Genomic DNA, 14,478 nt, shown 5'->3' with positions numbered 1-14,478 from the left:
GCAAAATGGGTTCAGTCGAGTTCCAGCACCACGACGCGCTGTCCGGCGCGCACGGCCGAACCGGGTTGCACGCGGATTTCGCGCACCACGCCGGCCATCGGTGCGAGCAGCGGGATTTCCATCTTCATCGACTCCAGAACCACCAGCACATCACCGGCGGCAACGCGGCTGCCGGTCTCCACCTGGACCTGCCAGAGGTTGCCGGCGATGTGGCTGTCGACACTCATTTCGCCACTGGCCAATGGTGCGTCTTCGGTCGTTTCCGGGGCCGCTTCTTCACTGTCGAAGTGGGCCTGGCCGCTGGCGATCCAGCGCTCGCGCTCGGCGTTGAACGCGCCTTTCTGTTGATCCCGAAAAGCTGCAATGCTCGAGGACTCTTTGGTCAGGAACGCCTGGTAATCGGCAAGGTTCAACTGGCTGTGCTCGATGTTCAACTCGAAGCGCCCGAGGGGGAAATCCCGGCGGATGCGCAGCAGTTCATCGGCGCTCACCGGGTAGAAACGGATCTGGTCGAAGAAGCGCAGCAGCCACGGTTTGCCATCGAACGCGGCGACTTCGCGGTAGCGGTTCCACATCTGCAACGTGCGACCGACGAACTGATAACCGCCGGGGCCTTCCATGCCGTACACGCACATGTACGCGCCGCCGATGCCCACCGAGTTTTCCGCAGTCCAGGTGCGGGCCGGGTTGTATTTGGTGGTCACCAGACGATGGCGCGGGTCGAGCGGGGTGGCGACCGGCGCGCCGAGGTAGACGTCGCCCAGCCCCATCACCAGGTAGCTGGCGTCGAACACCGTGCGCTGCACTTCGTCGAGGTTCGGCAGGTCGTTAATGCGGCGGATGAACTCCAGATTGCTCGGGCACCACGGTGCGTCCTTGCGCACGGTGGTCATGTATTTCTCGATCGCCAATTGGCAGGCCGGATCGTCCCAGGACAGCGGCAGATGGACGATGCGCGACGGCACTTGCAGGTCCTTGGCGGCACACACCGCGTCCCATTCACCGGCGACGATGCCGAGCAGATCGGCCAGCGGCAGTTGTTCGGGTTGGTAGTGCACTTGAAGCGAGCGGATGCCGGGTGTGAGGTCGATGACGCCGTATAGGTGTTTGCTTTCCAGGGCTTGCATGAGGGCGTGGGCGCGGAAGCGCAGGACCAGATCAAGCTCCGGTGCGCCGATCTCAAGCAACAGGTGCGTATCCCCCGACAGTCGCGCAACCAAGCGCGTATCGTCCTGACCCAAATCCAAAACCACAGGCGACTGTAGGAGCCGGCTTGCCGGCGATGGGGCCCTAACAGGCACCGCATTAACTTCATCGCCGGCAAGCCGGCTCCTACAAGGGTTCCATTTCAGGGCGAGGGTGCGGGCGGTTTTGATATCGACTGGCTGGAACTGCACTTTGTCCCCTGCCTTCAATTGTCCGAGTTGCCAAAGATCCGCCTCGATCACCGTCACCGGGCACACAAACCCGCCCAGGCTCGGGCCGTCGGGCCCCAGAATCACCGGCATGTCCCCGGTGAAATCCACGGCGCCAATCGCATACGGATTGTCATGGATATTCGACGGATGCAGCCCCGCCTCACCGCCATCAGCCCGGACCCATTCCGGCTTCGGCCCGATCAGGCGCACGCCGGTGCGGCTGGAGTTGAAATGCACTTCCCACTGAGTTTCGAAAAACGTGCCGATGTAGTTTTCGGTGAAATATTCCGGTGCACCGTGGGGGCCGTAGATCACCCGGATCTGCCGCACGGCAGGCAACTCAGCAATTACCGGCAGTTGCTCACCGACGCTGTAATCGCTCAACGCCGGCACATGCAGCACATCACCGGCCCGTAATGCGCGACCACCATGCCCACCAAACTGTCCGAGGGTGAAGGTGCTTTTGCTGCCCAGATAGTCGGGCACCTGCAGCCCGCCGCGCAGGCACAGATAGCTGCGGGCGCCTGCGCCGGCAATCGTGCCGAGACTCAACGTGGCACCTGCTGGAATCAGCAGCGCTGTGTTCATCGCCACGGTTTCGCCGTTCAACGTCAGCGGAATCACTGCTCCGGTTACCGCCACCACCGCGTCGCAATTGAAACGCAGCAACGGTCCGCTCATGGTGATTTCCAGCGCGGCGGCGCCTTCTTCGTTACCCAGCAAAAGGTTGCCCAATCGCAATGCGCGACTGTCCATCGGCCCTGACGGAGGCACACCCACGGCCCAATAACCGAGTCGCCCCGGATAGTCTTGAACGCTGGTCTGCGTACCGGCGCTGAGCACTTCAAACGTGTTGGCCTGATACACCAGACCTTCGAGGCAACGGGTCCACGGCTGGCCGCTGGTGAACGGCGCGTCGAGCAAAATCTGCCGCAGGTAGTCGCGGTTGGTTTCCACGCCGTAGAGCTGGCTGTCGCCCAGTGCTTGATGCAAATCCGCACGCGCTTCTTCACGGGTCGGCGCCCAGCAGATGACCTTGGCGATCATCGGGTCGAAGTACGGCGGTATCTCGCAACCGGCCTCGACCCAGGTGTCGATCCGCAGCTGTTTGCCGTCGGCGGCAGGGAAATTTACAGCGGTCAGTAAACCAGGGCTCGGCTGAAAATCACGACCCGGATCTTCCGCATAAAGTCGCGCCTGAATCGCATGACCTTCAGCTTTCAAACCTTGGCTCAACACGCTCAACGGAGGCAAATCACCCGCCGCCAGTTCCACCATCCAACGCACCAGATCCACGCCCCACACCTGTTCGGTGACGCCGTGTTCCACCTGCAAACGGGTGTTCACTTCCAGAAAGTAGAAGCGCTGGTCTGCGCTGTCGAACACAAATTCCACGGTGCCGGCGCTGCGGTAGTTCACCGCTTTTGCCAGTTTGATCGCCGCCGCGCACAGCTCATCGGCCATGCCGTCGGGCAGGTTCGGCGCCGGGGTTTCTTCGAGGACTTTCTGGTTGCGCCGTTGTACCGAACAGTCGCGCACGCCGAGAGCGATCACTTCACCGCGACCGTCGCCGAACACTTGAACTTCCAGGTGTCGGGCGCGTTGGATGTACTTCTCGATGAACACGCCGGCATCGCTGAAATTGTTTTGCCCGAGGCGTTTTACGGCTTCGAAGGATTCACTCAACTCGTCAGCACTGCGACACACGCGCATGCCGATGCCACCACCACCGGCAGTGCTTTTGAGCATCACTGGGTAGCCGACCTGATCGCCGGCGATCAATGCCGCGTCGAGGCTGTCGAGCAGCTCGGTGCCTTCGAGCATCGGCACGCCGTGTTGCTTGGCCAGGGCGCGCGCGGTGTGTTTGAGGCCGAACACGCGCAACTGTTCTGGCGTCGGGCCGATGAACGCGATATCGGCCGCTTCGCAGGCTTCGGCGAACGCGGTGTTTTCCGAGAGGAAACCGTAGCCGGGGTGAATCGCCGTGGCGCCGCTGGCTTTGGCGATGGCGAGGATTTTATCCACCGCCAGATAGGTACCGGCGGCCGCGCCTTCACCGAGGCTGTGGGCTTCATAGGCTTGCAGGATGTGCAGGCTCGCGGCATCGGCTTCGGAGTAAACGGCGACACCTTTGACGTGCAGTTCACGCAAGGTGCGTAGGACGCGGCAGGCAATGGCGCCACGGTTGGCAATCAGGACTTTTTCGAACATGGCATAACCCCTGGAGGGGATGCGGGCCGTCCCGCAGTTTTTCGTTGGGCGCCGGGGTCGTCCCCGACGGAAAAATCACAAGTTTTGTGAACACCGCTGAACCTGTGGGAGCGAGCCTGCTCGCGAAGAGGTCGTTACATACAGCATTGATGTCGACTGACACTCCGTCTTCGCGAGCAGGCTCGCTCCCACATTGGAAGGGTGGTGCTTTACTTTTTGAGGCACTGCCCGGAACGGGCCTGGCACAGGGCAAACAACCATTTACGCAACCGCGCTAATTTCAGTTCCATACCAATAACTCCGCAGGCGTAGGGTTGTAGGCATTGCACGGATTATTCAGTTGCGGACAATTGGAAATCAGCACGATCACGTCCATCTCGGCCCGCAAATCCACGTACTTGCCCGGCGCCGAAATACCGTCCTCAAAGGTCAGCCCACCATCCGCCGTCACCGGCACGTTCATGAAGAAGTTGATGTTCGGCCCGATGTCGCCCTTGCCCAGTCGCCCGTCGTGGACGCAGGCGCGCAGGTAGTTGTCGCGGCAGCTGTGCATGTAGCGTTTTTCCAGGGCGTAACGCACGGTGTTGCTCTCTTGCGCGCAGGCACCGCCCAGGGTGTCGTGGCGCCCGCAGGTGTCGGCGACGATGGTCAGCATCGGTTTGCCGAGGTTGGAATAGAGCACGCTGCCGGTGCTCAGGTAGACGCTGTTCTGCCGGCGCAAGGTGCGTTGCACGTCGTAGCGTTCTTTCGGGTTGGCGACGCTGTAGAACAACGTATCAACCGCCTGATTGCCTTCCAGGTCGAGGATGCGCAGGGTCTGGCCGGCCTTGACCTCCATCAGCCACGGTTCGCCGGCGGGAATGGTGGCGCGGTAGACCGCTGTTTCTGGATGCTTTTGAGCGGTAGCGATTGCGAGTGACATGGCAGCGATCCTCAGGCGAACAGGCGGTCGGTGTTGATGAAGCCGCGCTCGTTTTCCGGGCGCGAGGTGCGGCAGTGTTCGGCGACACTGGCGTCGGCGTTCATCCAGCTCAGCTTCAACGGTTTTGGTGCGTATTCCGGCGACGGGTCCATCGGATGTTGCAGGGCGGTGAGCACCACCAGCGTGTCCATCGGTGCGTACAACTCGATGTAGTCGCCGGCCTTGGAGTTGCCTTCGACGAAGTGGAAACGCCCGGCCTCATCGACGTTTACGCGGCTGAAGAGGTTGAGGGTCATCAGCAAGTCCGACAGGCCCAACCCCCACTTGCCGAGTTCCACCAACAGGTTGTCGGTGCCGTTGCGGAAGAAGCCGTTGCGCAGTTCCTGATAGCGGCCTGCGCCGTATTTTTCCGCGACTTCTTCAGCGCAGAGCACGCCGCCGAGGCTGTCGCTCCAGCCGCAGGTGTCGGCGGTGATTGCCGCCAGCACGCGGCCCATGTCCGAGTACAGGCAATGACCCGTGGTGAGCTTGGCGGTGTGTTGGCATTTAAGGCTGTCGGGCAGGTTCAGGCGTTCGGTTTTTTCGTTGGCGTTGAGCAGCGTCAGGCTGACGTTGGCGCCGCCGCGCAGGTCGGTCAGGCGCAGCAATTGGCCGCGCTTCAATACGAAGGAACGATGGCCGCCGCCGGGGAGCATTTCTTCGGCGAAGGGCGGAAACAGTTGAGTCGAATCAGTCATGTGCAAAATCCTCTTAAGCGGTGCGAAGCGCGCCTGCCAGTGTTTCCGGCAAGGCATCGACGGCGGCGCGCGTGGCGCGGCGGTCGCTGTTCAAAGGGATGTCGTAAGTGATGCGTGCGCCATAGGCGCCTGGGGCGTGCGGGTCGACGCGGACCTTGTCGAACACCAGCAATCGCGTGCCGAGACTGAAACCTTCGGACAGGTCGTGGGTGACCATGAACACCGTCAGTTGCGTCTCGCGCCACAGCTCCAGCAGCAAGGCGTGCATGTCTTTGCGGATGCCCGGATCGAGCGCACCGAACGGTTCGTCGAGCAGCAACACGCGGGGTTTCATGATCAGCGCCTGGGCGATGGCCAACCGCTGTTGCATGCCGCCGGACAGCTGCGCCGGGTACTTGTCCAGCGAGTGGCCGAGGCCGACCTTTTGCAGCAATACCGAGGCCTGTTCTCGGGCGTCTTTTTTAGCGTTGCCGAACAACCGCCCAAGCAGCGGCGAGCGCGGCAGTTCGAGGCCGAGGGCGACGTTGTCCAGCACCGTCAGGTGCGGGAACACCGAGTAGCGCTGGAACACCACGCCACGGCTCGAATCCGGTTCGCCGGCCAGCGCCTGGCCGTCCAGCAGAATCTCGCCGCGACTGGCGCGTTCCTGACCGAGCAACAGGCGCAGGAAGGTCGACTTGCCGCAGCCCGACGCGCCGACCAGGGTGCAGAACTCACCCTCGTTGACGTTCAGGTTCAAGCCTTCCAGCACCACTTGATCGGCGTATTGCTGCCAGACGTTTTTTACCGTGATGAAGCTCATGCCCGCGCTCCTTCATACCAAGGGAACGCACGTTGAGTCAGGCGCTTGAGGCCCCAATCCATCAGCCAGGCGAGCAGGGTGATCCACACCACATAGGGCAGGATCACGTCCATCGCCAGGTAGCGGCGCACGAGGAAAATCCGGTAACCGAGGCCGTCGGTGGAGGCGATGGCTTCGGCGGCGATCAGGAACAACCACGCCGAACCGAGCATCAGCCGCAGCGAGATCAGCAGGCGCGGCAGCAATTGCGGGAGCACCACGCGCAGCATCAGCGTCCAGGTCGAGGCGCCGAGGGTCTGGGCCTTGATCAGCAACTCGACGGGTATTTCCCGGGCGCGCTGTTCCAGATCCCGTGCCAGACACGGGGTGATGCCGATCACGATCAGCATCACTTTCGATAACTCCCCCAGTCCAAAGACGATGAACAGAATCGGCAGGATCGCCAGCGGCGGCACCATCGACAGCACCGTCAGCAACGGCGACAACGGCGCGCCGAACAGCGGCAACGTGCCGGCGGCGATGCCCAGGCACAGCCCGGCCAGCGCGCTGATGCCGAGGCCTATGGCCAGGCGACGCAGGCTGGACGCGGTGTCCTGCCACAGCACGTATTCACCGGTGCGGCTGTCGGCGGTGAACGCCAGGCGCTTCACCGCATCGGTCATCTGCACGGCGCTCGGCAACAGCTTGTCGTTCGGGTTGTCCAGTAGCCGCTCGGCCGAGCCCATGAAGTAGGCGAGCAGCACCAGGGCGAACGGCAGGATCACCAACAACAGGCGACTCGGGCGATCCGGGTGGCGATTGATCAGGCGCATGGCCAGGTCCTCTTGTTACAGCTTGGCGTCGGCAGCCAGCTGCACGTAACTCGGATCGAAGCGCAGCTTGAGGTTGCTCTTGTCGCCGCTGGTCACGCCGTTGGCGAAGGCCATGCCGACCGCGCTGGTGTCCTTGGCGCCTTCACCGAGCAAGCCGTGCTGGAAGGAAAACTCCGCGACCTTGCGCATGGTTTCCGGCAGTTGCTTGCTGGTGGAAAACGCCAGGGCTTCTTGCGGTGTGGCGAACAGTTTGGTGGTGTCGAGTTGCGCCTGGAAACCCGCGAGGTCAGTGCCCGAGGCCTTGGCCATGTGTTCGAGCGCAGTCTTGCTGGCGGCGTTTTTCGCGTTCATCAACTCGACCACTTCGAACCAGGCGCCGGTCAGTGCCTTGCCCAGGGCCGGGTTGTCTTTGAGGGTGGCGCTGTTGACCACCATCATGTCCATGATCTCGCCGGGGATCTGGCTGGAATTGAACACTTCGGTCACGCCTGGTTTGGCCTTGATGTCCGAGAGCATCGGGTTCCAGGTGGTGACGGCGTTGACCTGCTCCGTGTTGAAAGCGGCGGAGATGTCGGCGTCGGAGGTGTTGACCACTTTCAGGTCTTTCTCGGTGAGGTCCACCGAATCCAGGGCTCGGGCCAGCAGGTAATGGGACACCGAGAGCTCGACCAGATTGATGTCCATGCCCTTGAGGTCGGCGACTTTCTTGCCGTCGCCCTTGAGCACGATGCCGTCGTTGCCGTTGGAGAAATCGCTGACGATCAGCGCGGTGCTGTCGACGCCACCGGCCGCCGGAATGGTCAGCGCGTCCATGTTGGTCATGGTGCAGCCGTCGAACTGGCCGGCGGTGTATTGGTTGATGGATTCGACGTAGTCATTGAGCTGCACCACATCAATCTTGATGCCGTACTTCTTCGCCCATTTGTCGACGATGCCTTGGCTGCCGGCGTATTCCCAGGGCATCCAGCCGGCGTAAATGGTCCAGCAGACGCTGAAGTGGTCTTTTTGCGCGGCCTGGGACGAGACGCTCACGATGGCTGCGAAGGCAGCGGCGAGGAGGGCGGGTAAACGAAGTCGGGACATGGTGGTTCTCCAGTTGATCAAGGGCGGGCAGGAGTCAACGCGGCACCGTGAACGGTGGCTTGTCTCCCGGGCTTTTGTCCCGCCGTGTAACCTCAACTGGAGGTCGCCAACTCTCGGACCAGCCACTCGCCTTAGCGAGCCGGAACCCTAGTCAGCCATTGCAAATTGTGGTGCCGCGAACCTGTGATGACTCCTGCACGGGTTTGCTAAAGCGAGAGCCGTGCCAAGTCGCTCGAAGCGCTCTGGGCCGGGGGATTGCCATTTTTTGGGAGGACGCAAGGGCCGTTCGCTGCTTTGTGATGGTGCGCCCGTGCACTGAGATGCAGCGTGGCTGGCCGCTGATCCGAAGGTCGGGCGTCGTCCGGCACTCGCCATCGCATTGCCAGTCAAAACAGGTGTCAGCCGGCTGTATCGGCTGCGGGTCTTTCAGGAGGCCGCCATGTTTCGTCGACTGTTGCTGGGTGTTGTGCTCGGAATCGGGCTGTCCGGCTGCTACTACTACGTCGGCTCCTACGACGAGTATTCCACGCCTTATTACTACCCCGGCTATGCGCCGTATTCCTACTATTACGGCCCGCGTTATTACTATGGTCCTCGCTTTTACGGTGGCTATCGCTACTACTATTGGGGCGGGCATTCGCCACATTATTACGGCGGTGGATACCATGGCCGGCACCATTAATCAGCGGGTGAATAGATGAAAAACCTTTCATCGGCTAGATGTTTCAACTTGTTTCAGGAACGCACCGGATGTCGAAAACGATGTCTGATCTTTCGACAGTCACCGAATAATTGACTGTCGCTCGCCAGCGTCGCTGGTGTGGCTCACTCGCGGTCCAGGAGGCCGCCATGCTCTGTCGAAAACAGCTCCGCCCAATTCTTCTGATGGCTGTATTGGGATTGTCACTTGGCGCGTGCGTGCCCTATGCCGATGGAGGAGGCAGCTACTACAGTTCCGACGTGTACACGTCCCCTTCGCCGTACTACTCAGATGGTGGGGGTTACTACTCCAGTGGCGGTTACTACACCTCGCCGCGCCGGTATTACTCACCGCCGGCCCGCTATTACCAGCCAACGCCGCGCTATTACTACCAGCCGCGGGTGTATCAACCGGCACCGCGTTATTACCAGCCTTCGCCACGAGGCGATTACCGGGCGCATCAGGGGCGTGGTTGGGACGACAATGGCCGGGGCGGTTGGGATGGCCGTAACCGTGGCAATTGGAACAATGACTACCGTGGTGGCGGACGCAATCACGGTGGACGAGGTGACCACTACGGTCGCGGCGATCACGATGGCCGAGGCAGCCACCGATAACATGAGTTGAATGCAATACCTGTGGGAGCGGGCTTGCTCGCGAAGGCGGTATATCAGGCAACATAAATTCTGCCTGATATACCGCCTTCGTCGGAACGCCGCCCGGAGCAAGCCCGCTCCCACATTTCGTTTTGTGACCTTACAAATCCGCTAGCGGATGCCGACCTTCCCAGACCTTGTGAAAATGCGCCTCCACCACCGCATCCGGCACGTGATTGATATCAGGCCAATGCCAATGCGGTTTCTGATCCTTATCGATTAACCGCGCACGCACGCCTTCGCTGAACTCCGGATGCCGGCAGCAGTTGAGGCTCAAGGTGTATTCCATCTGGAAAACCTGAGCCAGTGACATATGCCGGGCGCGGGATATCTGTTGCCAGACCAGATGAGCGGTCAGCGGCGAACCTTCACTCAGAGTCCGCGCCGCGCGGCTAAGTACCAAGTCTGTGCTATCACGCTGTTGGCTGATGGCTTTCCAGGCGCAACGTACATCACTGACATCCAGCAATTCGTCGATCTGCTGGCGGCGCGGCAGCCACTGGGCTTCGGGCATTTTCGCCAGCGCTTCCTGCTGCAGGGCCTTGAGCAGGCTGTTGAGCTGCATCGGCGTCTGTTCTTGCCAGTTCAATTGCAGCAAGCCTTCGATCAGCTCTTCTTGCTGTTCATCGAGCAGGAAGCGGTCGGCCAGGTCCAGATCAATCGCATCGCGACCGTTCATGTGCGCGCCGGTCAGGCCGAGGAACAAACCGAGCTTGCCGGGCAGGCGCGACAGAAACCAACTGGCACCGACATCCGGATACAAACCAATGCTGATTTCCGGCATCGCCAAACGGCTGCTCGGCGTGACAATGCGGATGTTCGCGCCCTGCAGCAGGCCCATGCCGCCGCCGAGTACATAACCGTGCCCCCAGCAGATCAGCGGTTTCGGGTAGGTGTGCAGGCTGAAGTCCAGCCGGTATTCCGCCGCGAAGAAGTTTGCGGCGAGCGGGGGCACTACGCCGGGGTGTGCGCGACACGCTTCCACCAGGCTGCGCACTTCGCCACCGGCGCAAAAGGCCTTGGCGCCATGACCGCGCAATAGCACGCAGACGATTTGCGGATCCTTGGCCCAGACATCCAGTTGATCGCGAAGGGCGTTGATCATCGACAAGGACAGGGCATTCAGGGACTTTTCGGCATTCAGGCTGGCAACGCCGATGCGGGCGCCGTCGGTGCCGGTGAGTTCTTCGAAGTGCAGATTCATCGTGACCTCGATCGGGAATTTGAGCGTTCAGTATGATCGCAATGCAGGAAAGTGCCGGATCTGCGTCAGATCAATTGACAAGCGTGATGGGCTTTCCTAGGGTTCGCCCCATTGTTTTTGCCGGATGTAACCATGACTGCTGACGACCGTATCAAACTCGAACCGAGCTGGAAGGAGGCACTGCGTGCCGAATTCGACCAGCCCTACATGGCAGAGTTGCGCGATTTCCTGCAACAGGAGCGTGCGGCCGGCAAGGAGATTTATCCGCCGGGCCCGATGATTTTCAACGCGCTCAACTCGACGCCGCTGGACAAGGTCAAGGTCGTCATTCTCGGTCAGGATCCGTATCACGGGCCAGGCCAGGCCCATGGCTTGTGCTTCTCGGTGCAACCGGGCGTGCCGGCGCCGCCTTCGCTGGTGAACATCTATAAAGAGTTGAAACGCGACCTGAACATCGACATTCCCAATCACGGCTATCTGCAGAGCTGGGCCGATCAGGGCGTGTTGATGCTCAATACCACCATGACCGTCGAGCGCGCCAATGCCAATGCGCACAAGGACAAGGGCTGGCAGTTTTTTACTGACCGGATCATTGAAGTGGTCAGCCAACAGCAACCGCATCTGGTGTTCATGCTGTGGGGCGCCCATGCCCAGAGCAAACATAAGCTGATCGACGCGACCAAGCATCTGGTGCTGACGTCGGTGCATCCATCGCCGCTGTCCGCTTATCGCGGGTTTCTCGGGTGCGGGCACTTCAGCCGGACCAACAAGTTTCTTGAGCAGAATGGCGAGACGCCGATTGAGTGGCGGTTGCCGCCAGTCTGAAAAGCTTCGCGGGCAAGCCTCGCTCCTACAGGGTTTGCACGAGATCTGTAGGAGCGAGGCTTGCCCGCGAAGGGAACACCTCGGTCTATCAGACCGAATCCGGATTACGGTTCCAATACTTGAACAACGGCTCCGCCAGAAACAACACAAACAACAACCGCATCACCTGCATCGCCGTCACCAGCGGCACCGACAATTGCAGGGTCTCCGCCGTCAGGCTCATCTCCGCAATCCCGCCGGGCATCATGCCCAGGGTCAGCGAACGCAAATCCAGATGTGTCAGCGCACTCAATCCCAAGGCTGCCGCCGTGGCGATCAACATGGTCAACACCGTGCCAATCAACGTCCGCCCCATAAACGAAGGCGCACGCCGGAAGAACTGCCGATTGAAGTGGCAGCCCAAGCCACTGCCGATCAGCCATTGGCCAATCTGGCTACCGCCGTTGGGCAAACCAATGTGCAGATCCCAACCAATGCTCACTGCCGCACTGACCAGCAACGGCCCGAACAGCCATGGGTTAGGTTGACGAAGACGTTCCCAAATCCACGCCGCCAAGGCGCCCGCCGGGAATAGAAGGGCCAGCCACCACCAGTTGACGGCCGTCGGATGAAACACCGGCGCACCGTCGCCCAGCAAATACTTGAACGCCGCCGGTACGCAAAGCACCACCACCAGCACCCGCAGACTTTGCCCGGCCGCTACGCGACTGAGCACCGCGCCATTGCGTGCGCCGAGGTTGACCATCTCCCCGGAGCCGCCGGGCATGCTGGAAAAGAATGCGGTGGCGCGATCCTCACCGGTACGGCGCATCAACCAGACCCCGACCACGGCGGACAGGCTGGTGATCAACGCACCGAAGAAGATCAGGCCAAAGTGGCTCAACACCTGCTCCATCACCACCGGGGTGAAGTGCAGGCCGATGCCGATGCCGACGACCCACTGGCCGACCTTGCGGCCGCCAGGGATTTCGGCCAATTGCCAGGGCGTCAGGCAACGCACGAGGATGATCGCCAGCAACGAGCCGACCATCCACGGCAGTGGCCAGCCGATCTGGCTGGCCAGGTAACCGCCCAGCGCGCCGACCAGCGGCGTACCCCACCAGGCGTTGAAGGGTGTTCGATCAGACATCGGCGACCGCGCGACGAGCGACCGAACGTTTGCGCCAGATCCGCAGGATCGGCACCAGCAGCATCACCACGATCAATGCCCAGACACCCAGCGTGATCCCGCTCGACCAGAGAATCTCCAGCGAACCGTTGGAGATCGACAGTGCGCGGCGCAGATTCTGTTCCATCAAACCTCCGAGAATGAAGCCCAGCAAAACCGGCGACAACGGGAAATCCAGCTTGCGCAGAATGTAGCCGAAGATGCCGATGCCGATCATCAGGAACAGGTCGAAGGTGGTGGCATGCACCGCGAACACGCCGATGGCGGTGATGATCGCAATCATTGGCACCAGCGCCCAGTTCGGTACGGCGAGGATGCGGGTGAAGATGCGGATCATCGGAATGTTGAGGATAACCAGCATGATGTTGGCGATAAACAACGATGCAATCAGGCCCCAGACGATGTCCGGTTGCTGTTGGAACAGCAGTGGGCCCGGCGTGATGTTGTACAGCGACAACGCACCGATCATCACCGCCGTCGTGCCCGAACCGGGAACGCCCAGGGTCAGCATGGGTACCAGCGCGCCGCAGGCTTCAGCACCGATGGCGGTTTCCGGAGCGGCCAGACCGCGCTTGTCGCCCTGTCCGAATTTTCCGCTTGGGCCAGCGATACGTTTCTCGGTCATGTAGGCCACGGCGCTGGCGAGTGTTGCACCGGCGCCAGGCAAAACGCCCATGATGAAACCCAGCACACCGCACCGCATGTTCACCCAGAACACCGACGCAGCTTCCTTGAAGTTGAACATCATGCGGCCGGTGGCTTTGAACGCTTCCTGGCCGCGATGGGTTTTTTCCAGCAGCAACAGGATCTCGCTGATGGAGAACAGGCCCAGCACCAACACCACGAACTGAATGCCGTCGGTGAGGTGGATGTTGTCGCCGGTGAAGCGGTAGACACCGCTGTTGGCGTCGATGCCGACGGTCGACAGGAACAGGCCGATCAGCGCCGCAATAAAAGTCTTCAGCGGTCGATCACCGGCCATGCCGCCGAGGCAGACAATCGCGAACACCATCAGGACGAAGTATTCCGCCGGGCCGAAGGCTATCGCCCATTTCGCCAGGATCGGCGCGAACACCACCATCCCGCACGTGGCAATAAAGGCGCCGATGAACGAACTCCACGCCGACAGCGACAGCGCGACACCGGCCATGCCTTGACGGGCCATCGGGTAGCCGTCGAGGGTGGTCATGACGGTGGACGCTTCGCCCGGAATGTTCAGCAGGATCGAACTGATCCGGCCGCCGTACTCGCAACCCAGATAAACAGCGGCCAGCAGGATCAGCGCCGATTCCGGTGGCAGCCCGAGGGCGAATGCAATCGGGATCAGCAACGCCACGCCGTTGATCGGACCGAGGCCGGGCAGCAGGCCCACGACGGTGCCGATCAGCGTGCCGCTGAGTGCGGTGATCAGGTTGTAAGGGGTCAGTGCGACGCCGAAGCCGTGACTCAAATAACCAAGCGTATCCATTTCAGTTCTCCAGAACGTCGAGCAGACCCAGAGGCAGCGGCACGTCCATCACTTTGTCGAACAGCAGGTATAGACCGATGCTCATCAGGCTGATGATCACTGCGCTTGGCAACCAGCGTCCGCCGTACAGGCGCGCCATCGGAATGCCGATCAAAATGCTGCTGAGGATGAAGCCCAACGGTTCGAACAGGCCGGCGAACACCAGCAGCAGCACCACGCAGCGGCCGATCTTGTGGAGGGTTTCACGGTCCAGCGGCGGGTCTTCGTCGGTGTGTTTGATCGGGGAGGGGCGAAACACCATGTAGATCAGGCCCATTCCCATCAGCCCCAGCATCAGCAAGGGGAAGGCGCGAGGGCCGATCGGTTCGTAGGAAAAAGGCGCCTGGTAGGGCCAGGCCATCAGCACCAGGCTGGCGCAGGCCAGCAGCAGCACCGATGCGAATATGCGTTGTACGAGCATGGGGAACTCCTG

13 protein-coding genes and 1 riboswitch are annotated in these 14,478 nt (G+C 61.3%); of the genes, 3 read left to right on the top strand and 10 right to left on the bottom strand.

The window, feature by feature from the left end; genetic code table 11:
- Positions 1–11: 11 nt before the first annotated feature.
- The 6 genes from uca to ACYZUC_RS13250 form a co-directional block, all read right to left on the bottom strand.
- On the bottom strand, positions 12–3,629 hold the full coding sequence (uca, locus tag ACYZUC_RS13275) for an urea carboxylase (RefSeq protein WP_461996201.1): 3,618 nt from the start codon (positions 3,627–3,629) through the stop codon (positions 12–14).
- Between the two features lie 280 nt (positions 3,630–3,909).
- Complete coding sequence (locus ACYZUC_RS13270; RefSeq protein WP_017336948.1) at positions 3,910–4,551, bottom strand: urea amidolyase associated protein UAAP2; 642 nt, start codon at positions 4,549–4,551, stop codon at positions 3,910–3,912.
- Positions 4,552–4,562: 11 nt separating this feature from the next.
- Positions 4,563–5,288, bottom strand: coding sequence for an urea amidolyase associated protein UAAP1 (locus tag ACYZUC_RS13265; protein WP_008036212.1), 726 nt, complete (start codon positions 5,286–5,288; stop codon positions 4,563–4,565).
- A 13-nt stretch (positions 5,289–5,301) separates the two neighbouring features.
- Positions 5,302–6,090 carry an ABC transporter ATP-binding protein gene (locus tag ACYZUC_RS13260; RefSeq protein WP_461996199.1) on the bottom strand — a complete coding sequence of 263 codons (789 nt, stop codon included), beginning with the start codon at positions 6,088–6,090 and terminating at the stop codon, positions 5,302–5,304.
- The gene (locus tag ACYZUC_RS13255; protein ID WP_407012078.1) at positions 6,087–6,902 is read right to left on the bottom strand and encodes an ABC transporter permease; all 816 of its coding nucleotides are present in this window, start codon (positions 6,900–6,902) and stop codon (positions 6,087–6,089) included. Before ACYZUC_RS13255 ends, ACYZUC_RS13260 begins: the two co-directional genes overlap by 4 nt.
- Positions 6,903–6,917: 15 nt before the next feature.
- Complete coding sequence (locus tag ACYZUC_RS13250; protein WP_461996196.1) at positions 6,918–7,985, bottom strand: putative urea ABC transporter substrate-binding protein; 1,068 nt, start codon at positions 7,983–7,985, stop codon at positions 6,918–6,920.
- Positions 7,986–8,046: 61 nt separating this feature from the next.
- Positions 8,047–8,147: riboswitch (guanidine-I (ykkC/yxkD leader) on the bottom strand.
- A 277-nt stretch (positions 8,148–8,424) separates the two neighbouring features.
- Between ACYZUC_RS13250 and ACYZUC_RS13245 the strand changes: the two genes are divergently transcribed.
- Both ACYZUC_RS13245 and ACYZUC_RS13240 read left to right on the top strand, forming a co-directional pair.
- Positions 8,425–8,667, top strand: a complete 243-nt coding sequence (locus tag ACYZUC_RS13245; protein WP_461996194.1) for a hypothetical protein — start codon at positions 8,425–8,427, stop codon at positions 8,665–8,667.
- A gap of 167 nt (positions 8,668–8,834) precedes the next feature.
- Complete coding sequence (locus ACYZUC_RS13240; RefSeq protein WP_461996192.1) at positions 8,835–9,302, top strand: hypothetical protein; 468 nt, start codon at positions 8,835–8,837, stop codon at positions 9,300–9,302.
- Between the two features lie 139 nt (positions 9,303–9,441).
- On the opposite strand, the gene ACYZUC_RS13235 is transcribed toward ACYZUC_RS13240, so the two are convergent.
- Positions 9,442–10,545, bottom strand: a complete 1,104-nt coding sequence (locus ACYZUC_RS13235) for an enoyl-CoA hydratase/isomerase family protein (protein WP_461996190.1) — start codon at positions 10,543–10,545, stop codon at positions 9,442–9,444.
- A gap of 132 nt (positions 10,546–10,677) precedes the next feature.
- Here ACYZUC_RS13235 and ung point away from each other — a divergent pair, with 132 nt between their 5' ends.
- On the top strand, positions 10,678–11,370 hold the full coding sequence (gene ung, locus ACYZUC_RS13230; RefSeq protein ID WP_461996188.1) for a uracil-DNA glycosylase: 693 nt from the start codon (positions 10,678–10,680) through the stop codon (positions 11,368–11,370).
- A gap of 88 nt (positions 11,371–11,458) precedes the next feature.
- Here ung and ACYZUC_RS13225 read toward each other — a convergent pair whose 3' ends face one another.
- Genes ACYZUC_RS13225 through ACYZUC_RS13215 form a run of 3 tightly spaced genes read right to left on the bottom strand, consistent with a single transcriptional unit; the run spans position 11,459 to position 14,466 of the window.
- Positions 11,459–12,499: an AbrB family transcriptional regulator gene (locus ACYZUC_RS13225; protein ID WP_223480891.1), complete on the bottom strand. Its 1,041-nt coding sequence runs from the start codon at positions 12,497–12,499 to the stop codon at positions 11,459–11,461.
- Complete coding sequence (locus ACYZUC_RS13220) at positions 12,492–14,006, bottom strand: tripartite tricarboxylate transporter permease (RefSeq protein ID WP_461996187.1); 1,515 nt, start codon at positions 14,004–14,006, stop codon at positions 12,492–12,494. The genes ACYZUC_RS13225 and ACYZUC_RS13220 overlap by 8 nt, the downstream gene beginning before the upstream one ends.
- 1 nt (position 14,007) lies before the next feature.
- The gene (locus tag ACYZUC_RS13215) at positions 14,008–14,466 is read right to left on the bottom strand and encodes a tripartite tricarboxylate transporter TctB family protein (RefSeq protein WP_461996185.1); all 459 of its coding nucleotides are present in this window, start codon (positions 14,464–14,466) and stop codon (positions 14,008–14,010) included.
- Between the last annotated feature and the right edge of the window lie 12 nt (positions 14,467–14,478).

The organism is Pseudomonas sp. GT1P32, assembly GCF_054897805.1.
This window is presented reverse-complemented; position numbering and strand designations above follow the sequence as displayed.